Raw genomic sequence first — 23755 nt, forward strand, 5'->3', positions numbered from 1 at the left:
GGGGTCGGGCTCGACTACTTACGGATCACTTCTTTACACGAACAGTCTTTGTCGACCGAGTCTCGAGCGTCATCTCGTCGGCCTCCTCGACCTTCGCCTTCAGTCGCACAGTACCCGTCGCGGCATCGACCACGTCCACCACCTTCGAAAGCAGTTTCGCAGTATCCGCGTTGCCGGACGCGCTCGCGAGCTGCACGGCCCTGCCCAGTTTGGCCGTCGCTCCGTCGATATCTCCCTCTTTGCGCAGATCCAGACCCTGTTGGATGACTTCCGCCAGTTCCGCTTGCCCGGTGTAGTGGGCGACCTGGGGGTTGATCGACGTCGAGGCGGTCATGTCGTCCGTCCACACGGCCCGGACCAGACCCTGCGCCCCGAGGTTGCGCACGCTGCCGTCGGACGGCTGCGGGATCACCAGCGACAGCCGGGCCGCCAGCATCTCCTGCCCGATGTTCGCGGGCGGCACCTCGACGCAGACGTGGTAGTCGCGGGACTCGTCACCCCAGGAACCCAGCGGGTAGTCGCCCGCGCGCGGACCCGCCTCCGTACGGCGGCCGGTCAGCTCCTCGACCGTCGGCGCGACCTGCTTGACGAACCTCACCGTCGTACCGACCGGGGTCCACAGCCGCAGCGAGACGTCCGCGACCTCCTTGCCCATCGCCGTCTCCATCATCCGCGTGAAGTCGGCGGCGAGACCGGCCGGGTCGGCGACGATGTCGGCGGTGCCGAGGAGGGCGGAGGCGATGGCTGTGACTTCTTTCACTTCCCAGTCGGTGCCCACACCGCGGGCGTCACACGTGAAACGCCCGGCGCAGGCGTCCAGGGCCGCCTTCAGGTCCTCCGCCGACTCGTGCTCGTTGCGGCCGTCGGTGAGCAGGATGCCGTGCCGGATCGCCACGTCCGCCGACGCCAGCAGCCGGTCGGCCAGCCGCAGCCAGGTGCCGATCGCCGTGCCGCCGCCCGCGCTCAGCTTCCGCAGCGCCTGCTTGGCCTGCTCACGGGTGGAGGCGTCGGCGACCGCCAGGCCGCCACCGCCCGGATACACCTCCTTGGCCACGTGCGTGCCGCCGACCACCGCGAAGTTCACGCCGTCGCGCAGGGCGTCGATCGCGGCGGCCGTCGCGTCGCGGGCGTTGCGCATCTTGGTCGGCGGGTAGTCCATCGAGCCCGAGCAGTCGACCATGAGGACCACGGCCGCCGACGGGCCCTGGCCGGGCGGGTAGAGGTGGGGCGCCGCCACCGCGCTGCCGATGGTGCCACCGCCGGTCGCGGTCACCGTGACGATGGCGTTGACCTCGCGGCCGCCCTCCGGCAGGTACTCGTTCTGGTACACGTCCACCGAGAACTGCGGCACGTTCGATTTCGAGAAATTGGCCATGCCTGTTTCGATCCCCCTTGGATGCCCCGGCGGCGCGGGGCGACGACGGATGACGGACCGGTCCCCTCCGGTCCGTTGAGGCTTCCCCGTGCGAGGCGTCCCGTAAGCGGCCTCAGGCCGATCCTGCCCCCTGCGGGACGGCGGGGAACGGCACGAGGGCCACTGTTACGTTGTCGTGGCCCCCGCCGTCGAGGGCGTGACCGACCAGTACCCGGGCGGCGTGCAGCGGTCGTACGGCCGCGTCCGCGGGCACGGCCTCGGCCATCTCGTCGGCCGACTCCGCGTAGTTCCACAGGCCGTCCGTGCAGACCACGACCACACCGGGCCGGTCCGGCTTGAACGAGGCGGTGTGCGGCTCCAGTTCGTACGCGTCGGCGCCGAGCCAGCCGGTGATCGCGTGGGCGCGCTGGTCGGCGTACGCCTCGGCCTCGCCCATCAGGCCCGCGGCGACCATCTGCGCGGCCCACGAGTCGTCCTCGGTGAGCCGGGCCGCCGGAGTGGAGCGGTCGACCGGGATCCAGTAGACGCGGCTGTCGCCGACCCAGCCGACCACCAGCAGGCCGGCCGTCACCACGGCGCCGACGATCGTGCACGCCGGGGCGTTCTGGTGCGGGGCGTGCTCACGGGCCGCCGCGGGCTCGTCGGCCAGCGCGTTGACCGCCTCGGAGGCGGCGATGATCGCGTCGTGCATCGCCTGCTGCGGGTGCGTGCCGCGCGGCAGGGCCGCGAGCAGGGACTCGTTCGCCGCGCGGGAGGCGGCGAGTGACGCCTCGTCGGGGCGGGTCGCGGAGGAGACGCCGTCGCAGACGATCGCCACGGAGGCGGGGGAGCCGTCGGGCAGCGCCGTGGTGCTCACGGCGAAGGCGTCCTCGTTGCGGTGGTGGCGCAGGCCGCGGTCGCTGACCGCGCCGATCGGTCCGCTTTCCTGTTCCATGTGGTCCCGTTCGCGTGGCTGGGCGTGGCCGCAGTTCTCGCAGTAGCCGTCGTCGTCGACCCGTCCCGCACGGCAGGCCACGCACACCGCGGCACCACCGCCGGCCGTTCCCTGCTCGGCCGCCACCCGCGGGTCCGGCGCCTGGAGCGGATACTCGTCGGGCTGCGCGGCCCGCTCCTCCTGTTGCGCCCGCCGGTCGAACCGCACCCCGGACGACGGCGCGGAGGGCTCCGCCGACGGGGGCGGCACGGGGGTGCCTTCGGCGCGGGAGGGGGGTACGGGCGTCACCTGCGCCGGGGACGCCGGTACGGGGGCGCCCTGGGCCGGCGGTGCTACGGGAGCGCCCGGGGCGGTGGACGGCGGCACTTGGGCGCCGGGCGGCGGTACGGGGGTGCCCTGGCCCGGAGACGGCGGCACGGGCGTGTCCGGGGCGGTGGACGGCGGCATCAGGGTGCCGGGCGCCGGGGGCGGCGGTACGGGCGTCCCCCGGACCGGTGTTCCCTGGCCGGCCGACGTGTCGGGCAGGGAGGTGCGGGCCGGGTGGTGGGCCGGTGGGGCGGTGGGCCAGGACGGTGCGGCGGGCGGGGCCGACGGCGGCCGGGGCCGGTCACGGTCGGCCGAAGCCTGCGGTGGCACCGAGCCGTTCACGGCGACCGTCGGCTCGTCCCGCGGCCGTGCGGGGACCACGGACAGGTCGTATCCGCACGCACCACAGAAACGATCACCCGACTCGAGGGGTTCCTCGCAGCTCGGGCATTTCGACAGAGCGGCCTGCTGAGGCATCTGCGACATCAACTACACCCATGTCCGGGGGCGGTAACGATTGGCACGTTCCACCAGGTCGATCCTCTCCTCGCCGCTGCGCGCCAGCCGGGCCAGCGTGCGGTACGAACGCTCCAGGCCGAAACGGAGGCCCCGCTCGTCCAGGCCGCTGCCGAGCAGCGTCCGTCCCCCGGCGGCGGGAGGGGCGGAACCCTGGCCCCCGGAGAGTACCCAGTCCAGCCCGCAACCGAGGACTTCGGCCGACAACAGCTCGCGCCGTGCCGGATCCAGACCGTACGCCTCCAGGGCCTCGACCTGCCCGGCGGCGGCGCTCAGGTCCTCCAGGAACGGTACGTCACCGGCGGCGGCCGCACGCCCGCGCAACCGCGCCCGGACGGACGCCACCCGCGCGGCCGTGTAGTGGATGGAGGACTCCGGCACTGACACCAGCGTCCGCACGGCGCCGCTGCGGTCCCCGGCCGCCAACTGCACCCGGGCCAGCCCGAACGCGGCGCTCACATGGCTCGGGTCGGTCGACCACACCAGGCGGTAGTACTCGGCGGCGTTGTCCAACTGGCCCAGCACCTCCGCGCACACGCCGAGCGCCAGCTTCGGCGCGATCTCGCCGGGGAACGCGTCGTAGATCGCGTCGAAGGCGAGCGCGGCGCCCTCGTGGTCGCCGGTGACCAGCGAGGCCACCCCCCGGTACCAGACCACCCGCCAGTCGTCGGGGTCCTGCTCCTCCAGCGCGCCCAGCGCCGCCAGCGCGGTGGGCCACTCGCCGGTCTCCAGCCGGGCGCGGATCTCACGCAGCCGGGTCTCCGCCGACGGGACGGGCGCGGCGGCGAGCGCGTTGATCAGCTCACCGGGCGCGGACGCCAGCAGACCCGCGAGGAAACCGGCGTTGGGGTCGGACGGATGGACGTGCGGCACGGGCAGGGCGAGCGCGGCGGCGGCGCAGTCGACGGGCTTGACGAGGGCGGCGGGCGGGAGCGCGTGAGGTGTGCCCTTACGGGACTCGCGGGACTTGCGGGAACGGTCCGGGCGGGCGCCCAGACGGGAGACGTCCCCGGCCGGAGCGGGGAACAACTCCGTGTCCGTCACCCGCGGTTCCGGGCCGAAGAGCGTGGACAGCGCCGGACGCGCCCGGCCCGACTGCAGGGAGACCACCTCGCGCAGCACGCCCGTCAGCTGCTCGGCCATCTCCTGCGCGGAGGAGAACCGGCGGGCCGGGTCCGGGTCGGTGGCGCGGACCAGGAAGCGGTAGAACGACTCGTACTGCCGGAAGACCTCGATGTTGTCCGGGTCGGGCAGCGAGTCCACGTAGACGTTCGTGTAGCCCTGGAAGTCGAACGTGAGGACGGCGAGCGTACGGGCCACCGTGTACAGGTCCGACGCCACCGAAGGACCGACGTCGGCGACCTCCGGCGCCTGGTAGCCGACCGTGCCGTAGATGGCCGACTCCTCGTCGTCCATCCGGCGCACCGCGCCCATGTCGATCAGCTTGAGCTGGTCCTCGGTCTGGATCGCGTTGTCGACCTTGAAGTCGCAGTACAGCAGGTTGCGGCTGTGCAGATGGCCGAGCGCCTCAAGCGCCTCGATGCCGTACGCGCACGCCTGCTCCACCGGCAGCGGATCGCGCCTGCCCTCCGGGGTGCGGCGGCCGTTGGCGATCTCCTTCAGCGACTTGCCGCCCAGGTACTCCATGACGATGTAGCCGTCGAGGGAGCCGGTGCGCTGGTCCAGGTGCTCCACGAAGTTGTAGATCCGCACGATGTTGGCGTGCTCGATCTCCGCGAGGAAGCGCCGCTCGGAGATCGCCGCCGCCATCGCGTCCTGGTCACCCGTGTCCAGCAGGCCCTTCAGCACCACCCAGCGGTCCGAGACCGCCCGGTCCACGGCGAGGTAGATCCAGCCCAGACCGCCGTGCGCCAGACAGCCGACCACCTCGTACTGGCCGTGCACGACGTCCCCGCCCCGCAGCTTCGGGACGAACGAGTACGGGTGGCCGCACTTGGTGCAGAAGCCCTCCGTGCGCCCCGGCCGGCCGCCGCGGGCCCGGCCCACCTGCGCCCCGCAGTCCGAGCGCGAGCAGAACCGCTTCCGCTCGGGCACCTCGGGGTTGTCCAGCACCATCGCGCGCGGGTCGGGGCGCGGGATCGGCGGCACCTCGACAAGACCGGCACCGAGACGGCCCCGGCCGGACGAGCCGGCGCCCGCGCCGGAACCGCGCACCGACACCGAGCGGCCCGTGGTCCGGCCCGACAGCGAGCGGGAGAGCCGCCCGGAGACCGAACGGCGGGACTTCGACGACTGGGACGACGTGCGGGAACTGCGGCCGCTACGGCCGCTGGAGCGTCCGCTGCCCGCCGAACCGCGCGAGTCGCGGCCGCCCGCCGTGATACCGGTCGGGGCCGAGCCGACCATGCCGGTCGGCGACACCACCGGGGCGAGGCCACAGGTGTCGCAGTACAGCTCGCCGCCGCCGACGTCCTCGTACGCGCCCCCGCACTCGGGGCGCTGACACCCGGTCCCGGGTGCCCGGTTCTCCGGTTCGCTCATGACGCGGCCTCCCCCTCGTCGCTCATGCGCCGGGCCCCCTCCGGTCGTCGGGCACGCCCTGGCCCGGCACCCGGGGCGCCGTGCCGAGGACCTCCGCCGCCGCCTGCTGGTAGCGCAGCACCGCCCGGTCGGCGGCGCGCAGATCGCAGGGCGCGCTCCACAGCATGCGGCGCGCCTTCTCGTACCGCTCCACCAGGACGGGATCCTCCGCCAGACCGTGCCGGGCCACCTTCGCCTTGTACGCGTCCAGCCGGCCGCGCAGCTCGGCACGGACCGCCAGCGGTGCCGTCACCGCGGTCAACGACTCCCGGGCGCGCATCAGTTCGTCCTCCGCCTTCTGTTCGAGGGACTCCAGGAGCGGGGACAGGCGGTGCCACTGGGCGTGTCTGCGGTACTCGGCCGCCGTCGACAGCTGCTCCTGCAGCACGGTCGGTGGTCCGCTGACCACCGGCACCTCCGTCGCGGCGATCTTCGCCAGCACCTCGCCGCGCGCGGTGCGGGCCTCGGCGAGGGTGCGGTCGGCGCGGGACAGCACGTCCCGCAGCCTGACGATCCGCTTCTCGGCGTCCTGGCGGACCGTCAGCACCGCGTCGATCTCCCGGCGCACGTCCTCCAGCGCACGCGCCTCACGGTCGTAGACCGTGGTGTCGGGGCGTCCGCCACCCGGTGCCGAACTGCCTTCCGCCTTGTTCCAGTACGCCAGCGGGTCCGACACCACCTGCTCGCGCAGCTTCGTCAGCGTACGGGTGATCCGCTCCAGGTCGTCGCCCGCCGGGTGCTCGCCGGGGCGCACGCCAACCGAGTGCGCGAGCCGGCCGGTGCGCTGGAGTTCGGCGGCGAGCAGATCGATCCGGGCGGGCAGCGCCGACCACACCGCGTCGGCGGCGACGACCATGTCCAGCGAGGTCGCGTACAGCTCGTTCATACGGTCGACGAGGGTGGTGAGCGAGTACCGCTCGCTGAGCTTCCCGGGGGTGGCGTGGAGCGTCGGCGCGTTGGCGGTCGCCGCCGCACCGCCCGCCACGGTCACCGACTCGCCGCGCAGCAGCTCCGTCAGCTCCACCAGGTCCTCACGGCTGGACCAGCGGCGGCGGGAGCGGATGTCCCGGGCCGTGCGCAGCGCGTCCGTGTACGCGTCGAAGTACGTCCACAGCAGCGTGATCGACGCCTCCGTGGCCGTCCAGCGCTCCTCGGTGATGCCGGTGAGCCGCGCGCCCTCCAGGAGTCTTCGGCCCGCGTGGTCCTGCAGGGCGAGGAGCGAGGTCTCGATCGCCTCGTGCTCCGCGCCGAGCCGCGCCAGCGCACGGTCCACCTCGTCCCGGTCCATCACCGGCCCGGTGGGATCCGTGTCGGCCATCGATCACCTCTCGCTGGGGGGTTGTTGACGGTTGGGGTGCGTCCGGCTGGGGTCGGTTCGGGGTTGCTCCGGGGTTGCTTCGGGTCAGTTCTCGCGCAGGTACTCCGGGGCCGGGGGCCTCGACTCGGAGGAGTCGGCGCCCAGCGTGGCCGACAGCCACTCGGTGTACGCGTCCTGCCAGCCGTCCGTGGTGTCCTCGCGGAAGTCCACCAGGATCCGGTTGACCCGGCGCACCAGGTCGTCCGCGTCCTTCTTCATCGCCACGCCGTAGTACTCGGTCGTGAAGGCCTCGCCCTTGAGCTGGACCGTCGGATCCTGCGCGGCCTGGCTGGCCGCGAGCGCGCCGTCGGTGACCACCGCGTCGACCTCGCCGAGCTGCAACCGCACCAGGCAGTCGAGCTGGTTGGGGACGGTGGTGCGGATGTCGGTGGACGCCGGCAGGTCGCCCGCCTCCTTGTCCGTCTCCAGCTTCGTGTACGCGGTCGAGCCCGTCGCCGTGCAGATCTCCTGGTCCGCGAGCGTCTCGTCGTACCCCTTGATCGGTGAGGACTTCGGGGCGAGGACCTGCTGGCCCGTCTTGAAGTACGGCGCGGAGAACGCCACGTCCTTGATGCGGGCGCAGTTGATCGTCATCGTACGGACGACCATGTCGACGCGGCCGGCCTGGATCGCCGGGATGCGCTGGTCGGTCGGGATCGCCTTGAACTGGACCGCGTCCCGGTCGCCGAGTATGTCCTCGGCGATGCGGTGCACCAGGTCGATGTCGAAGCCCTCCAGGGTGCCGCCCTCGCCGCTGTTGGGGTCGCGGTAGCCCCAGCGGTAGCTGTTCTGGTCGACCCCCACGATCAGCTTGCGCTTCTCACCCTGACGGTTCTTGATCGCCTCGATGGTGGGGCCGTCGGCGTCGGAGGGGGAGAGGGTCTGCTTCTCCGGGGCCGTGCAGTCCTCGTCCGCCCGGGTCTGTGCGGCGTGGGACACGGTCTGGCCGGTGGTCCTCGACGGGCCGCCGGCCGGGGGGCCGGTGCAGGCCAGTACCAGCGCGAAGACCAGGGCCAGGGCGCAGGCGGTCGCCATCGCACCCACTCCGCCCCAGCCCTTCAGGCGGGCCCGCAGGTGTCGTGCGATCATCGTCATGGCCCCCTTCGGCTCGTTCACGCGTCCGTTCATCGGTACTCCGACAGCCTGCGGCCGATGCCCAGCACCGCGCCGGCCGCGCCCAGCACGGCGAGGACGGCCGCGCCGGCCGGCAGGCCCGTCAGCGCGTCCCGGCCGTCGCCGGCCGCCTGTTCGAACTCGTTCTTCTCGTGCGCGAGCGCCGTGGCCAGGTTCCTGTCGACGCTGTCGAAGCACTCGCCGGTCGCGCCCTCCGCGCCGATCACCATGTCCAGCGCCTGCTGGTAGTTGCCGTTCTCGTCCTGCTCACGGGCCGCCGCGTGACGCTTCTTCCACTCCGTCATGTTGCCCACCGCCGAGTCGACCGGCTTCTCGCCGCTGTCGTCGTCCGCGAGGCGCTGCGCCCGTGCCAGGCCCTTGGCGAGGGTGTCCATGTCGCGTCCGAAGTCGTAGTCGTAGGCGTCGAACGTCTCGTCGCCGACCTTCGTCGTCTCGGCGCCCCGGCCCACCAGGGTCAGGTTCTCGTTGCCCCTCGCCTTCAGGGAGGCGATCCGGGCGTCGTGCAGCACGTTGAGCGAGCGGACGCCGTGGTCGTAGGAGTCGTCGAGGCCCGAGCGGGCGAGGGTGTGGCCGGCCGTCAGCCAGAGGAGGACGACCGCGGCTGCCGCTGTCGCCGCCACCAGGCCGTGGTTGAGGACCCTGTTGGTGCGCAGGTAGTTGCGGCGCATGGCCCAGGCGAGGGCGGCCAGGGTGACGACACCGAGGGCCATGGCGGGCCAGGGGTAGGGGGTCGCGTCCGCGTAGTCGTCGCGGAGGCGCTGGTTCTCCTTGGTGTAGAGGTCCTCCGCCGCCGGGAGCATCTCCTTCTGCATCTTCTCGTTCGCGTACCGCAGATAGGCGCCGCCGACGGGGAAGCCCTGGCGGTTGTAGGTGCGGGCGCGTTCGACCAGGCCCTTGTACTCGGGGAGCAGACGGTTGAGCTTGGTGATCGTCTCCGCGGAGGGGGAGTCGGGGTCCGAGTTGGCCGCGGCGTTGACGAGCTTCGCGGCGGCCGTGCGGATGTCGTTCTCGTAGCGGTCCCTGGAGGCGGCGGTCTCCTGGCCGCCGGCCAGGAAGCCGCTGGACGCGGCGGTGTTGGCGTCGGCGAGGGAGCGGTAGATGTCGGCGGCGTCCGAACTGAGGGGCTGGCTGCTGGTGAGGACGTCGTCGGCGGCCGCGGCCCGGTCGGTCATCTGCCAGGCGGTCACCGCGCCGAAGGCGACGACGAGGGCGGCGAGGAGCGCGCCGATGATGCGGAGGCGGCCGGGTTCGGTGGTGGCGGCCCTGCGGAGGCGGTCGACGCCCTCGGCGAAGGCGGTGCGGCGGGCCTCCGGTGGTGGCGGGGTGGGGGTGGGGGTGGGGGTGGGTTGGGGCGGCACCGCAGGCAGCGTGGGCATGGGCATGGGCATGGGCGTGGCGGTGCCGGGTGGCGCCGTGCCGTTCGGCGTGTGTGTCATGTGACCTCCCCCGTGGTCATCCCTCGCGGCAAGTATCGCCGCCGCGACTGACATATGCACCGGCCTTGGCACGATCTTGATCCGATCGCAGCGCGACCGCCGAAAACCCCCGCCCCCACCCTGCCCACGAACACGCCCAGGAAATCAGTTCGGTTCCCACGCGGGTGCCTGCGGTGTGCCTCCGGCGGGTGGGTGGGATGCCTGCGGCGCAGCTTTCGGTTCGGTGGGGGCTTGGGTAGCGCCTACGGGCGGTGGGTGGGTCGGGGCCGGGTCGGGGGTGTCCGTCCTCGGACTGGCGCGGATCACGTTGTTCGGAGGGGTGCGGGGTGCGGACGCGCCAGCCACTGCGGGCGGCCACCCCCGCCCCGTCCCCTCCCCGCCGTAGGCGGCGTTCCCGCGGGCAGCCGCGCCGCCGCCCCGCGCTCCCGCGGACAGCCGCTGCCGTCGCCCCGCGCTCCGCGGGCAGTCGCTGCCGTCGCCCCGCGCTCCGCGGGCAGTCGTGCCGCTGGGGCGGCACGGGTGGGCGCGACGGCACCCCGTGAGCGCCGGGCTGCGCAGACACCCCCCGGTCCACACCAACGCGAGCCACCCGTAAGGCGCCGGGCCGCGCAACCCGCCCCGGCCCACACCAACGCGGGGCACCCCGTAAAGCGCGCCGGGCCGCGCACCCCCCGGCCCACCCCGACGCGCGGAGCTGTCAAGCCTCGTAACGCCCGCGCAGCCGCTCGTGTGCCTCCCCGGGCACGTCCAGGTGATCCAACCCCAGCAGGGCCGCCCCCAGTACAGGGCTCGCGGTGACCACCCGAGGTATCGCCTTGGGTGCCCGGGCGGCCAGCAGGCCGTGTATACGGTCGTCGAGTCGAGGATGCCGCGCCGCCAGCACCCCACCCCCCAACAGCACAGGCGTCTCCTCGTCCAACAACCCCAGCCGCGTCAGCGCGACGACAGCCATCGTCACGATCTCCTCGGCCTGCCGGTCGACGATCGCCCGCGCGACCCCGTCCCCCTCCGCCGCGACACCGAAAAGCACCGGAGTCAACTCGTGCCGCCGCGCCGCAGGCACATGCTCAAGGTGCAGCGCCTCGATCAGCGCGGGCATGTCGGGAAGCCCGAAGTGGGAAGGCAGGGCACGGGCCAGAGCGGTGGGCGCTCCTCGCCCGTCCCAAGCGCGCGCCGCGTACCAGAGCGCCTCCTCCGCGAGCGCCCATCCCCCGCCCCAGTCCCCGGAGATCCGTCCCACCGCCGGAAAGCGGGCCGTACGGCCGTCGGGAAGCATCCCCACGCAGTTGATGCCCGCCCCGCAGACGACAGCCACCCCCCGGGGCTCGGCCACCCCCGCCCGCAGGATCGCGAACGTGTCGTTGCGCACCTCGACACTCGCGCCCCAGCCACGCTCCGCCAGCGCCGCCGCCAACCGCTGTTCCTCGACGGGCAGGTCGGCGTTGGCCAGGCAGGCCGAGACATGGGAGACGGCAGGGGTGCCGGCGGCGCCGAGCGCCCGGTCGACGGCCTCGGCGAGAGCGGACATCGCCGCCTCCAGGCCCACGGCCGGCGGCCGGAACCCCTCTCCCCGCGCCGTCGCCAGCACCGTCCCGTCGTGGGCGACCACCGCCACGTCCGTCTTGCTGTTGCCGGCGTCGATGGCGAGGACGCCCGCGGTCAGGCCCACGTGAGGTGCTCCCGGTTGTGTGCGACGAGCTCGTCGGTGAGCCGGTCGGCGTACTCGTACTGGCCGATCAGGGGATGGGCCAGGAGCGCACGGAAGACCCGGTTCCGGGTGCCGTGCAGGGCTGCCTCCAGGGCCAGGTCCTCGTACGCGGTGACGCCGGCCATGAGCCCCGTGAACAGGGGGTCCACGGAGGGGACGGGGAGCGGGACGGCGCCCTCCGGGCCCACTGCCGCCGGTACTTCGATCACCGCGTCGTCGGGGAGGAAGGGCAGCGTGCCGTTGTTGAGGGTGTTGACCACCTGGTGGGGGGAGCCCGCGCCGCGGAGGAGCGCCGCCGCCAGGTCCACGGCCGCCTCCGAGTAGTAGGCGCCGCCCCGTTGGGACAGCAGCGCCGGTTTCTCGGCGAGCGTCGGGTCGGCGTAGAGGGCGAGGAGGCGGCGTTCCATGTCGGCCACCTCGGCCGCCCGGGAGGGCTTGGTGCGCTGCTCCCGTACGACCTCGTCGTGCGCGTAGAAGTAGCGCAGGTAGTAGGAGGGGATCACGCCCAGGCGGTCCAGCAGGGGGCGGGGGAGGCGGAGGTCGGCGGCGATCGTGTCGCCGTGGGTGGAGAGGAGGCCGGGGAGGACGTCCTCGCCCGCCGGGCCGCCCAGACGTACCGCCGTCTCCCAGGTGAGGTGGTTCAGGCCCACGTGGTCCAGGTGGATGCCGGCGGGGTCGGTGCCGAGGAGCGCCGCGAACTTGCGCTGGAGCCCGATGGCCACGTTGCACAGGCCCAGTGCCTTGTGGCCGGCTTGGAGCAGCGCCCGGGTGACGATGCCCACGGGGTTGGTGAAGTCGATGATCCAGGCGTCCGGGTTGGCCCGCCGTACGTGGTCGGCGATGTCCAGGACCACCGGGACCGTGCGCAGCGCCTTGGCCAGGCCGCCGGCGCCGGTCGTCTCCTGGCCCACGCAGCCGCACTCCAGGGGCCAGGTCTCGTCCTGCTGCCTGGCCGCCTGGCCGCCCACCCGGAGCTGGAGGAGGACCGCGTCGGCGCCGTCCACCGCCGCGTCCAGGTCGGCGGTGGTGGTGATGGTGCCGGGGTGGCCCTGACGGGCGAAGATGCGGCGGGACAGGGCGCCGATCAGCTCCAGGCGGTCCTTGGCCGGGTCGGTGAGGACCAGTTCGGTGATCGGGAGTGTGTCCCTCAGGCGGGCGAAACCGTCGACGAGTTCGGGGGTGTAGGTCGAGCCTCCGCCGACCACGGTGAGTTTCATAGTCATCCCTTGACTCCGGTGAGGGTGACGCCCTCTACGAACGCCTTCTGGGCGAAGAAGAACACGAGGATCACGGGGGCCATGACCAGCACGGTCGCCGCCATGGTGAGGTTCCAGTCGGTGTGGTGGGCGCCCTTGAAGGATTCCAGGCCGTAGGAGAGGGTCCAGGCGGCCGGGTTCTCCGAGGCGTAGATCTGCGGGCCGAAGTAGTCGTTCCAGGCGTAGAAGAACTGGAAGAGGGCCACGGCCGCTATGCCGGGCTTGGCCATCGGGAGCACGACCCTGAGGAGCGTGCGGAGTTCGCCGCAGCCGTCCACGCGGGCCGCGTCCAGGTACTCGTCGGGGATGGTGAGGAGGAACTGGCGCAGGAGGAAGATCGAGAAGGCGTCGCCGAACGCCATCGGGATGATCAGGGGCCAGAGGGTGCCGGAGAGGTCCAGCTGCTTCGCCCAGAACAGGTACATCGGGATGATGACCACCTGGGGCGGCAGCATCATCATCGAGATCACCAGCATGACCGACAGATTGCGGCCCCGGAAGCGGAACTTGGCGAGCGCGTACGCCACGGGGAGCGAGGACACGACCGTGAGCACGGTGCCGAGACCGGCGTAGAGCAGGGTGTTGCGCCACCAGGTGAGGAAGCCGGGGGTGTCCCACACCCTGCGGTAGTTGTCCCACTCCCAGGTGTCCGGCACCAGGTCGCGGGTGAGGGCCTGCTGGTCGCTCATCAGCGAGGTGAGGACGACGAAGACGAACGGCAGGGTGAAGAAGAGCGCGGCGGCCACGCCGAGTGCGTGGACGGCGATCCATTCCAGCAGGGCCCGGCGGCGTGCGGTGCGTTGTCCGGGCGGCGGCGCGGTCGGTCGTACGGGCTTGTCCAGCAGTTGGGTCATCGGTCACCTGCCTGGATCAGTCCGCCCCGGCGGCGCATCAGCAGCGCCGTGAACGCCATCGCCAGGGCGAAGAGGACCAGGGCCACCACGCAGGCCGATCCGTAGTCGAAGCGCTGGAAGCCGAGGTTGTAGACGAGTTGAGGGAGCGTGAGGGTCGACTTGTCGGGGTAGCCCGGTTCGAACTGCTGGCCGGAGCCGCCGATGACGCCCGAGGCGACCTTTCCCGCGACCAGTGGCTGTGTGTAGTACTGCATCGTCTGGATCACGCCCGTGACCACGGCGAACAGCACGATGGGGGAGATGTTGGGGAGGGTGACGAAGCGGAAGCGCTGCCAGGGGGACGCCCCGTCCAGTGACGCCGCCTCGTACTGCTCCTTGGGGACGTCCAGCAGGGCGGCCATGAAGATGACCATCAGGTCGCCCACGCCCCAGAGCGCGAGCGCGGTCAGTGCCGGTTTGGACCAGGCGGCGTCCGTGAACCAGCCCGGCGCCGGCACACCCCACCCCTCCAGTACGGCGTTGACCGGGCCGGTGCCGGGGTTGAGGAGGAAGACGAAGGCGAGCGTCGCGGCGACCGGTGGGGCCAGGTAGGGGAGGTAGAAGAGGGTGCGGAAGACTCCCGTGGCCGTTTTGATCCTGGTGATGAGCAGGCCGATGCCGAGGCCGAACACCACCCGGCAGGTCACCATGACCAGGACCAGCCAGAGGGTGTTGCGCAGGGCCGGCCAGAACAGCGGGTAGTCCTGGAAGACGTACGCCCAGTTGTCCGGGCCGCGGAACTCCGGGACGCCGAAACCGTCGTACTTCATCAGGGAGAAGTACACCGTGGAGACCAGCGGGTAGGCGAAGAAGACGCCGAAGCCGATGAGCCACGGGGAGAGGAAGGCGAGCGTCCGGAGCGCCGAGGTGCGGTGCTTCGTACGGAGAGTGGTCGTGGACATGGACCGCTACTTCGCCTGCTCGATGTCGCGGTCGATCTGCTCGGCGGTCTTCGCCAGGCCCGCCTCGAGGTCCTTCACCTTGCCGGACTCGTACCGGAAGCCGAAGTCCTGGAGCGTCGTCTGGTACGTGGAGCCGTTGACGGAGGCCGGCGGGGTGTTCGACTCGGGGTGCTGGGCGATGTCCAGGAAGGTCTTGAAGGCCGGGTCCGTCTTCAGGTCGGGGGACTTCAGGGCCTCGAAGGTGGAGGGCACGTTGCGGATGGCGTTGGCGAAGGAGACGACGGCCTCGGTGTCGGTCGTCATGTACTTCACCAGCTCCCACGCGGCGTTCTGCTTCCTGCTCTGCGGGGCGATGCCCATGATCGTGCCGGAGAGGAAGCCCTTGCCGTACTCGTCGGCCTCGTCGTCGGCGACGGGCAGGGGCGCGGTGCCGATCTCGAAGTCGACGCCGGCGTCCTTCGCCATGCCGAGGCGCCATTCGCCGTCGAGCTGCATGGCCACCTGGCCGGTGTGGAAGGGGTGCTCGGCGCCCCACTCGTCGCCGAAGGTGTTGCGGTACTTCTCCAGCCTGTCGAAGCCGCCGAGGTCGTCGACGAGCTTCTTCTGGTACGTGAACATCTCCGCGAAGGCCGGGTCCTTGGCGATGTTCGACTTGCCGTCGGCGTCGAAGTAGGCGTGGTCCCACTGGGACATGTAGTGGTCGACGACCGTCTCGTAGCCGTGGTAGTTCGGCATGAAGCCGAGTCGGTCGTAGGTGTCGCCCTTGGGCTTGGTGAGTTTCCTGGCCACCTCGGCGAACTCGGACCAGGTCTTGGGAGGTTCGGTGATGCCTGCCGCCTCGAAGGCGTCCTTGTCGTAGTAGAGGCCGTAGGCGTCGCCGAGGAGGGGGAGGGCGCAGCGGACGCCCTCGAACTGGGTGTAGTCCAGCATCGGCTTCGGGATCGTCGCCTCGAGGTCGAGCTTCGACTTCTCGATGAAGGGCTTCAGGTCGAGGAAGGCGCCCGAGGAGCAGAACTTGCCGACGTTGGACGTGGTGAACGAGGAGACCACGTCGGGGCCGTTCGAACCACCCGCGCGCAGGGCCTGGTTGAGCTTGTCGTCGTTGATGTTGCCGACGACCTTCACCTCGATGTTGGGGTGGGCCTTCTCGAAGCGGTCCACGTTCGCCTGGACCGCCTTCACCTCGGCGGGGGCGCTCCAGCCGTGCCAGAAGGTGATGGTCGTCTCGGCGTTCGGATCGTCCGTGGCGCCGGTCTCGGACTGGCCGGTGCAGGCCGTGGTGAGGACGGCGAGGGAGGCGGCGGTGGCCAGCGTGAGTGTCGCTTTTCTGGATATTCCGGGCATGACTGTGCTCCCTGGGGCAGGGGTGGGAGGGGGAAAGGGAAAGGAGGAGGGGAAGGGGTGGGCTAGCGGGAGGTGTCGAAGACCTCGTCGCGGGTGGTCGCCAGCGCGCTTTCCAGTGCGCCGCGCAGGACCGGGTGTTCATGGACGTCGCCCACGACCAGGCGGGGGCGGGAGGCGGCCAGTTCCTCCAGTTCGGCCTGGATCAGGGTGCGCAGCACCTCGCCGCCGGAGGTGAGGCCGGTGCCGCTCAGGACGACGAGTTCGGGGTCGAGGACGGAGACCAGGGAGGCGAGGCCGGTGGCCAGGCGGGTGGCGTAGGTGCGGAGGAGGCGGTGGAGCCTGTCGTCGTCGGGGGCCGCCGCCGCGCGTGTGAGGAGGGTGGCGGCCGCCTCGGGGTACGGGTCCTGCGGGATGTCCTCGATGCCCAGCTCGCGGGCGAGTCGCGGGACGGCCTGGGAGCCGGCCAGCTCCTGGAAGCCGCCGCTGTTGGCCTTGGTGACCTGACGGACCAGGGGCGTGCCCGGCACGGGGAGGAAGCCGACCTCGCCGGCGCCTCCGGTCCAGCCCCGGTGCAGCCGGCCGCCGAGCACCAGGGCGGCGCCCAGTCCCTCCTGGTTCCACAGGAGGACGAAGTCGGAGTGGCTGCGGGCCGCGCCGAGACGTTGCTCGGCGAGGGCGACCAGGTTGACGTCGTTCTCGTACTCGAACGGCATCGGCAGCGCGGCGGCCAGTTCGTCGAGCAGCGTGGGGGAGTGCCAGCCGGGCAGGTGGGAGGCGTACCGCAGACGGCCGGTGTTCGGGTCGAAGGCGCCCGGCGTCCCGATGACCAGGCGGTGGATGTCGGCGCGGGACAGTCCCGCCGCCTTCACCGCGCCGTCCAGGGCGTCGGTGACCTGCTGGACGACGGGGACGCCGGAGCGGCGGCCGGGGGCGGGCAGTTCGTGCCGGCCGACCGTGCGGCCGGTGACGTCGGCGACGGCGGCGCGTATCCGCCGGGGGTTGACGTCCAGCCCGGCGGCGTACGCGGCGGCCGGGTTGACCTCGTAGAGCTGGGCGCCCGGGCCCGGGCGGCCCTCGGTGGTGCCGGTGGCGAGGACCAGTCCGCCCGCTTCCAGGCGGGCCAGGAGCTGGGAGGCGGTCGGCTTGGACAGGCCGGTGAGCTTGCCGATCCGGGTGCGGGACAGCGGCCCGTGCTCCAGCAGGAGGTCCAGGGCGGTGCGGTCGTTCATGGCGCGCAGCACACGCGGGGTGCCCGGCGTACCGGCGGTTCCTGCCATGGGATGCGACACCTGCCCTTCCTCGACCGCCCAGCTTCTCAGCGGCCGGTGCGGGACGTCCATCCCGGGCGGTCGCGATCACTGTTAGGAAAGTTTCCTATCGGATGGGGAGGAACGTAAGCCCGGCGTGGAAGGGGCGTCAAGAGGGGGTACGGGAAAGGGCGGCACCCGGGGAGTTCCGGGTGCCGCCCTTCGCGAGCCGGCGGTTACTTCGTGGTGCTCGGCGGGGGCAGCGGGGACGCCGCCACCGACTGCGGGGAGATCGTGCTGGAGTAGACCGACGGAGGCGCCATGCCCGCCGTCGGGTCGGGGGTCTCCACGTCCTCCGTGGCCGTGGCGCCGCCGACGATACGGATGCCCCGCGCGTCGAAGGCCCGCTTGATGCGCCAGCGCAGCTCCCGCTCCACCGTCAGGGACTTGCCCGGCATGGTCTTCGCGGAGAGGCGGACCACCATCGAGTCCAGCAGCACCGAGTCCAGGCCGAGCACCTCGATCGGGCTCCACAGGAGCTCGTTCCAGGGCTCCTCCTTGCCCATCTTCTCGGCGACCTCGCTCAGCGTGGCCTTCACCCGGTCCAGGTCCTCGTCGGAACGGACCGTGACGTCGACGCCCGCGGTCGCCCAGCCCTGGGAGAGGTTGCCTATGCGCTTGACCTCGCCGTTGCGGACGTACCAGATCTCGCCGTTGTCACCGCGCAGCTTGGTCACCCGCAGCCCGACCTCGATCACCTCACCGGACGCCACCCCCGCGTCGACGGTGTCGCCGACGCCGTACTGGTCCTCCAGGATCATGAAGACGCCGGAGAGGAAGTCCGTCACCAGGTTGCGCGCGCCGAAACCGATCGCCACACCCGCGACACCTGCCGAGGCCAGCAGCGGGGCCAGGTTGATCTGGAAGGTGCCGAGGACCATCAGTGCGGCCGTGCCCATGATCAGGAACGACGCCACCGAACGCAGCACCGAGCCGATCGCCTGCGAGCGCTGCCGGCGCCGCTCGACGTTGACCAGCAGACCGCCGAGCGCGGTGCCGTCCACCGCCTGGCCGGTCCGGGACATCCGGTCGACCAGCTTGGTGATCGCCCGCCGCACCACGACTCTCAGCACCATCGCGATCACCAGGATCAGCAGGACCCTGAGCCCGATCGCGAGCCACGTCGACCAGTTCTCCTCGACCCAGCCGGCGGCGTTCGTGGCACTCTCCTGGGCGTCCTGGAGCGAGGGCACCCGCGGTGTCCCGGACTCCGAGGGCGTCGGCGACGGATCGGCGGCCGACAGGACGGCGGACAAGGACACGGCAGGTACCTCCAGGTGCATGTCTGCCCCCGATGCGGCGGTCAAGGTCTTCAAGGTCACGATCGGGTCACCGGACGGGCAGAACCACCACACTAACGGGGCATTGTGCGGGGATCGGCACCATGTGTGAAGAAGAGACCGTCCTCACCCGCGCTTGAACAGGCCATGATCCTGGGGATGAATCGGGATGTGGTCGAAAACACTCCCAGCCCGTTACCGGGACATGGTGGCGCGTCCACCAGGCATGAGGGGAGACTGACTACGGATCGTCCCGGCGCGAGCCACGCGCCGCCGGCGTACAAGGAGGCCGTCCGTGCCGCATGTCCTGGTCCTCAACGCGTCGTACGAGCCGCTCGGCGTCGTACCGCTCCGCCGCGCGCTCGTGCTCGTCCTCGAGAACAAGGCAGTCTGCCTCGAGGAGACCGGCGCCCATCTGCACAGCGCGACCATCACAGTCCCCGCACCCAGCGTGGTCCGGCTCAAGCGTTTCGTGCGGGTCCCCTACCGGGGGCCCGTTCCCCTCACCCGCCGGGCGCTGTTCGCCCGTGACGGGGGCCGGTGCATGTACTGCGGTGGCGTCGCAACCAGCGTCGACCACGTCGTCCCGCGCAGCCGCGGGGGCAAGCACGTCTGGGACAACGTGGTGGCGTCCTGCCGCCGCTGCAACCACGTGAAGGCCGACCGTCACCTGATCGAGCTGGGCTGGCGCCTGCACCACAAACCCGCCCCGCCCACCGGCCTGGCCTGGCGCATCATCGGCACCGGCCACAGGGACCCGCGCTGGCTGCCCTACCTGCAGCCGTACGGCGCGGACGACGCGATGGCCCGGATCGACGGCATCTCCGCCTGACGCGGATCCGGGTCCTCGTCCGTCCGCCGGGACGCGGCAGGCCGCGCTCCGGCCCCGGGGAACCCCCGTTCCCCCGGGACCGTGGCGAGCCCCCGCGCGGCACGTCAGTCGCGCCGTCCCTCGGGCCGCGCCCCGCGCACGACGTACAGTGCCGTGCCCGCCACCAGGAGCACGACGGCGGTCACCCAGGCGACGTGCTGCCCGGCCGGCTGCACCGGCCACGCCCACACCGGGACCAGCGTGCCGCGTGCACTCGCGGAGCCCACGTACACGGCGCTGACGTAACCGAAGACCGGCAGCCAGCTCAGCCGGGTCCCCAGCACGGCGACCGCGCCGGCGGTGAGGCCCGTGCACCCCAGGGTGTTGCGGATCATCGCCGACGGACCGAACGGGGACGAGGGACCGAGTACGGTCGCCGCCAGCAGTAGCGCGGCGCAGCCGGTCAGCGCCAGCAGATGGACCAGACGCCGGCGCCACCAGGGACGTACGGCGGTGCGGTCCAGCTCCTCGGACGCGCTGTGCAGGCTCGTGCCGATCACCGCCGCCGCGAACAGGGGCGCCAGCGCGACGACCGGAACCTGCCGGGTCGGGTCCAGATACGCGTTCAGGTTCCGGGCGCCCAGGACGGCGAGGGCGGCGGTCGCGACGAGCACGAGCACGGTGCGCGGAACGGTGCGTGCGCGGGCGTACAGCAGGAAGCCGTGGGTCACAGTGCCGGCACCCCGTTCCGGCCGCACTCGCTCCGCGTCGCGAAGTACGCCGACAGCCACGCGCGGCGCTCCTCCTCACCCAGCGACGCCAGACGCTCGCGCGCCGCGAGCCGTTCCCCGAGCTTGGCGCGCTCGGCAGCGCTGCCCCGCGCGTACTGCTCGTCGAACTGCCGCCGCAGCGGGCTGGGGGCCAGGTAGTACTCGACGGCGTCGTCCGCGGCGGCCACCCGCGGCGCCACCTCGTCGCACTCCCCGCGGCCCTGCAGCGTCATCCCCGCCGCCCACGCGTACTCCTCGGGATCGGTCAGCCGCCCCCGTACGACGGACCAGCCGATCGGTGTGATCATCGGCAGCTCCACCTCGTCCGGTCCCGGTCGGCCCTGCCGGTCCTCGAAGCGCACCGGCAGGTTCTCCACGCCCTCCAGACGGCCCGTCATCCCGGACAGGGCCCCGGTGATCTGGGGGAGCAGATTTCTGTAGCGGGCGTTCACGCAGATCTGCGGGGTGGTGGAGGTGTCGCACACCTGACGCCGGGCGAGCGGATCGGTGCGCCACAGACCGTCGCCGGTCTGGACGAGCAGCGTCCCGGCCGCGACCGCGGCCACCAGCGGCAGCAGGGCGACCGCGCGGCGGCGCGCGGTGTACGCGAGGACCGCGGCGGCTGTGAGGCCGCCCGTCCACGCCACCATCGCCAGGGGCTGCCACCACACCGGTGCGGAGTCCAACGGGTGATCGACGAAGGGCGACAGGTGACCGGCGGAGCCGCGATCGCCGTACCCGACGACACCGAGCACGACGTACCCGGCCGCCGCCAGCAGCGGTGCGGCCAGCCGCCAGGCCACCAGGCGGCCTACGAGGTGGCCGGTCAGCGCGGTGGACGCCAGGACGACGGCGTCCCCGAGCGGCGTGCCCGGGTGGGGCCGGTCCCCCATGGCGCAGTACCAGGTGGCGAGCAGCGCGAGCGCCGTCGCGACGGCGTACCCGGCGACCAGCCACAGCGCGACCGGCAGGGCCGACGCGAGGAACGCCGCCGTCCGGCCGCGCACGACCGTCGCCAGCAACTCCCCCGTCCCGCGTCTGCGTTCCCGGCCGCCCTGCCAGCAGCCGGCCGCCAGGGCCAGCGGGACACCGAGGAGCATCGCCGCCGTGTGCACATGGTCACGGGTCTCCGTCCAGCCTCCCTGCCACTGCTCCGATTTGGCCGCCAGCGCCACCACGAGCGTGAGCGTCATCGCCGCTCCGGCCCAGGGGGCGAAACCGCGCACGGCCTCCGCCCGCAGGGGGTGCCGGGCGCGGGGCGGGCGCGGCGACGTACCGCGTTTCCCGGGCGCCCGTTCCGTCAGGAGGGTCATCGGGCCGCTCCTTCGGAAGCCGACGGCCGGCCCGCCCGCGCCTCCGGCGCGCGGTGCGCCCGCAGCGCCGCCGTGTAGCCGCGCTCGATCGGGTGGTCGCCGGGGCCGCCCGCCGACTCGCCGAGAGCGGCGAGCGCGAGGGGCGTCCCGCGGTAGGCGACCCGGCCCGCGTCGACGAGGGTGACCTCCGTGCAGGCCGCCGCCACGTCCTCCACCAGGTGTGTGGAGACGATGACGGTGGACGAGGCGCCCAGTTCACGCAGCAGTTCGCGGAACTCCACGCGCTGTTCCGGGTCCAGGCCGGCGGTCGGCTCGTCGAGGAGCAGCACACGGGGATCGTTCACGACGGCCTGGGCGATGCCGACGCGGCGGATCATGCCGCCGGACAGTCTGCGCACCTTCGTGTCGACGCGGTCGGCCAGGCCGACGCGGGCGACGGCCCGCTCGACGGCGGCCGGGACGCGGTCCGCGGGCATCTCCTTCAGCCAGGCCACGTAGGCGACGAACTCCCGCACCGTGAAGCCCGGGTAGTAGCCGAAGTCCTGCGGCAGATAGCCCAGGTGGCGGCGGACCTCGCCGCGCCGCCGGTGGTCGCGGGTGTCGTGGCCGAGGATCTCCACCCGGCCGCCGGACGGTTCGGCGACCGTGGCGAGGACACGGATCAGCGAGGTCTTGCCGGCACCGTTGGGACCGAGCAGACCGTGCACGCCGGGGCCGAAGTCCAGGTCCACCGAGTCCAGGGCGACGGTTCTGCGGTGCCGGACGTGCAGGCCGGTGGTCCGGACGGTGGCGGCCGGAGCTTCGGGCACGGGGCGGGAGGCGGTGTGCGGAGCCGTGCTCAACTCTTCTCCAGGAAGTGGAAGGCGGGGCGGCGCGCGGCCAGCAGGGCGGCGGACAGGAGGGCCGCGGCCGCCCAGCCTCCCTGCGCCGGGGCGCCGCCGAGGTACGAGGACAGCCGCAGGCCCAGCTCGTAGGTGGGCCCGCCAGGTGCGGCGAGTACCGGACCGAGGACGGCGCACAGCCAGCCACCGCCGGTCACGGCGGTGGCTGCGCGCAGGCCGACGTATCCGGCGAGGGCCAGTGAGGCCAGGGTCAGCGCGAGACCGGGCAGCAGCCAGGCGGCGGCGTTCGGGGCGTCCGTGGACGGCAGCAGTGCCCCGGCTAGGGTCAGCAGCGGCAGACTCACCGCCAGTACGGCGGCCGTGCGCATCAGGACCAGCCGCAGCCCGGCCGAGGGCGTGGCCGCGGTGATCTCGTGCATCGGGTCGGCGTGCGGCCCGTAGGACAGGGCGACCCCGGCGACCGGCACGACCGGGGCGAGGGCCAGCAGCCAGGGCCGTGCGTCGGCGAAACCGGCCCCGTGGGCGAGCGCGACGGCGCCGACGGCGACGAGCAGCACGGCCGGCAGCCAGGCACCGCGCACGGCCGGCCCCAGGGCCCACAGCACGCGCACGGTTCTCGGGCCGGCGGACGGCCACCGGTGCGCCCCCAGCCGGGCCCGGGCCGGGAATCCGGCGGGGCGCGCGGGAGTCGGCACCCCGGAGACCGGGCCGTGCGCGGGCGAGGCAGCCGATACGGCCGCCGGGGCTGCTCCGGACGCACCGGCCGGCGTCGCCTTGTGTACCCCGGTCCGGGCCGCTGTGCCGGTGTGGGTTCGTGTCGTCCCGTGGAGGTCGGTCCGGGCCGCTGTGCCGGTGTCGGTCCGGGCCGTCTCGCGGACGTCGGCCAGTACCGCTTCACGGATGCCGGCCAGGGCCGGGCCCGCCGCCGTCGCGCGTACCGCCTGCGAGACGCGCAGCGCGCAGCAGACGCAGGACTCCAGGTGTTTCTCCAGCGACCACGCGTCCGACTCCGGCAGGCAGCCGTCGGCGTAACGGGTGACGAGGTGGTCGGACGCGTGCCAGCCGGTCATGCCGGACCTCCCATCGGTGACGGGCTCATCTGTGCCAGGACCGCCCGCAGTTCGGCGCGGGCGCGCATCGCGCGGGACTTGACGGTTCCCTCGGGAATGCCCAGCAGCCGCGCTGCCTCACGGGTGCTCAGCCCGTCGACGACCGTGGCGCGCAGCACCTCCCGCAGTTCGGGCGAGATCCGGCCGAGGGCGGTGCCCACATCCCCGTACTCCAGGCCTGCCAGCACCCGGTCCTCGGCGGACGGCGCCGCGGCCCCGGCCGGCGGGAGGCCGTCCCACGCCTCCTCCATCGGAGCCGTGCGCAGCCGCGCGGCCCGCTCCTGCGCCCGGTACGTGTCGACCAGGCGCCGCGCGGCGATGGTCCACAGCCAGCCGCCTGCCTGCTCGCCGCGGTGGGCGTCCGCCGACCGCCACACCGTGACGAACGTGTCCTGGAGCACCTCCCGCACGGTCTCGGGGTCGGCGCAGCGCCGGCTCAGCCGCGCGTACAGCCAGCCCGCGTGCCGGTCGTACAACGCGGCCAGCGCCGTCGGGTCCCCGCCCGCGACGGCCCTCAGCAGCGCCGCGTCGGAGTCCCCCTCGTCCTTCTCCCGGTGGCCCCCCATGGGGCGGAACAGTCTCACACCCCGTCTATCGACGGCCGAGGGAACGCCGGTTCAC

At 72.7% G+C, this 23755-nt stretch carries 19 protein-coding genes; 1 reads left to right on the top strand and 18 read right to left on the bottom strand.

Going from position 1 to position 23755, the window contains the following annotated elements:
• Positions 1–25 precede the first annotated feature (25 nt).
• From AMK33_RS06910 to AMK33_RS06970, 13 genes are all read right to left on the bottom strand, one after another.
• Positions 26–1375, bottom strand: a complete 1350-nt coding sequence (locus AMK33_RS06910; RefSeq protein WP_073931839.1) for a vWA domain-containing protein — start codon at positions 1373–1375, stop codon at positions 26–28.
• 112 nt (positions 1376–1487) lie between these two features.
• A complete protein-coding gene (locus tag AMK33_RS06915) occupies positions 1488–3101 on the bottom strand; it encodes a PP2C family serine/threonine-protein phosphatase (protein WP_073931840.1) in 1614 nt (537 codons plus the stop codon).
• 3 nt (positions 3102–3104) lie between these two features.
• Complete coding sequence (locus tag AMK33_RS06920; RefSeq protein ID WP_073931841.1) at positions 3105–5633, bottom strand: serine/threonine-protein kinase; 2529 nt, start codon at positions 5631–5633, stop codon at positions 3105–3107.
• A gap of 22 nt (positions 5634–5655) precedes the next feature.
• Positions 5656–6990, bottom strand: coding sequence for a hypothetical protein (locus AMK33_RS06925; protein ID WP_073931842.1), 1335 nt, complete (start codon positions 6988–6990; stop codon positions 5656–5658).
• Between the two features lie 84 nt (positions 6991–7074).
• Entirely contained in the window at positions 7075–8118 is a 1044-nt protein-coding gene (locus AMK33_RS06930; RefSeq protein WP_201262969.1) for a glutamate ABC transporter substrate-binding protein, read from the bottom strand.
• A 35-nt stretch (positions 8119–8153) separates the two neighbouring features.
• Positions 8154–9599 (bottom strand): hypothetical protein, encoded by a 1446-nt coding sequence (locus tag AMK33_RS06935; protein ID WP_235618001.1) that lies wholly within the window; start codon positions 9597–9599, stop codon positions 8154–8156.
• Positions 9600–10296: 697 nt separating this feature from the next.
• On the bottom strand, positions 10297–11268 hold the full coding sequence (locus AMK33_RS06940) for an N-acetylglucosamine kinase (RefSeq protein ID WP_073931843.1): 972 nt from the start codon (positions 11266–11268) through the stop codon (positions 10297–10299).
• Positions 11259–12524 carry a 6-phospho-beta-glucosidase gene (locus AMK33_RS06945; protein WP_073931844.1) on the bottom strand — a complete coding sequence of 422 codons (1266 nt, stop codon included), beginning with the start codon at positions 12522–12524 and terminating at the stop codon, positions 11259–11261. The genes AMK33_RS06940 and AMK33_RS06945 overlap by 10 nt, the downstream gene beginning before the upstream one ends.
• A gap of 2 nt (positions 12525–12526) precedes the next feature.
• Entirely contained in the window at positions 12527–13417 is an 891-nt protein-coding gene (locus AMK33_RS06950) for a carbohydrate ABC transporter permease (protein ID WP_073931845.1), read from the bottom strand.
• Positions 13414–14358, bottom strand: a complete 945-nt coding sequence (locus tag AMK33_RS06955; RefSeq protein ID WP_073931846.1) for a carbohydrate ABC transporter permease — start codon at positions 14356–14358, stop codon at positions 13414–13416. Before AMK33_RS06955 ends, AMK33_RS06950 begins: the two co-directional genes overlap by 4 nt.
• A 6-nt stretch (positions 14359–14364) precedes the next feature.
• Positions 14365–15702, bottom strand: coding sequence for an ABC transporter substrate-binding protein (locus AMK33_RS06960; RefSeq protein ID WP_073931847.1), 1338 nt, complete (start codon positions 15700–15702; stop codon positions 14365–14367).
• Positions 15703–15764: 62 nt separating this feature from the next.
• Complete coding sequence (locus AMK33_RS06965; RefSeq protein ID WP_073932071.1) at positions 15765–16979, bottom strand: ROK family transcriptional regulator; 1215 nt, start codon at positions 16977–16979, stop codon at positions 15765–15767.
• A 206-nt stretch (positions 16980–17185) separates the two neighbouring features.
• Positions 17186–18271 carry a mechanosensitive ion channel family protein gene (locus tag AMK33_RS06970; RefSeq protein WP_073932072.1) on the bottom strand — a complete coding sequence of 362 codons (1086 nt, stop codon included), beginning with the start codon at positions 18269–18271 and terminating at the stop codon, positions 17186–17188.
• A gap of 313 nt (positions 18272–18584) precedes the next feature.
• On the opposite strand from AMK33_RS06970, the gene AMK33_RS06975 reads away from it, so the two are divergent.
• Positions 18585–19121, top strand: a complete 537-nt coding sequence (locus AMK33_RS06975) for an HNH endonuclease (RefSeq protein WP_073931848.1) — start codon at positions 18585–18587, stop codon at positions 19119–19121.
• A gap of 104 nt (positions 19122–19225) precedes the next feature.
• On the opposite strand, the gene AMK33_RS06980 is transcribed toward AMK33_RS06975, so the two are convergent.
• Genes AMK33_RS06980 through AMK33_RS07000 form a run of 5 tightly spaced genes read right to left on the bottom strand, consistent with a single transcriptional unit; the run spans position 19226 to position 23700 of the window.
• Positions 19226–19831: a hypothetical protein gene (locus AMK33_RS06980; protein ID WP_073932074.1), complete on the bottom strand. Its 606-nt coding sequence runs from the start codon at positions 19829–19831 to the stop codon at positions 19226–19228.
• A complete protein-coding gene (locus tag AMK33_RS06985) occupies positions 19828–21183 on the bottom strand; it encodes a hypothetical protein (protein WP_073931849.1) in 1356 nt (451 codons plus the stop codon). Before AMK33_RS06985 ends, AMK33_RS06980 begins: the two co-directional genes overlap by 4 nt.
• Complete coding sequence (locus AMK33_RS06990) at positions 21180–21992, bottom strand: ABC transporter ATP-binding protein (RefSeq protein WP_073932073.1); 813 nt, start codon at positions 21990–21992, stop codon at positions 21180–21182. Before AMK33_RS06990 ends, AMK33_RS06985 begins: the two co-directional genes overlap by 4 nt.
• 29 nt (positions 21993–22021) lie before the next feature.
• Positions 22022–23095 carry a zf-HC2 domain-containing protein gene (locus AMK33_RS06995; protein ID WP_073931850.1) on the bottom strand — a complete coding sequence of 358 codons (1074 nt, stop codon included), beginning with the start codon at positions 23093–23095 and terminating at the stop codon, positions 22022–22024.
• Positions 23092–23700 (bottom strand): RNA polymerase sigma factor, encoded by a 609-nt coding sequence (locus tag AMK33_RS07000; RefSeq protein WP_073931851.1) that lies wholly within the window; start codon positions 23698–23700, stop codon positions 23092–23094. Before AMK33_RS07000 ends, AMK33_RS06995 begins: the two co-directional genes overlap by 4 nt.
• Between the last annotated feature and the right edge of the window lie 55 nt (positions 23701–23755).

This window comes from Streptomyces sp. CB02400 (assembly GCF_001905725.1).
In the GTDB taxonomy this organism is placed as follows: Bacteria; Actinomycetota; Actinomycetes; order Streptomycetales; family Streptomycetaceae; genus Streptomyces; species Streptomyces atrovirens.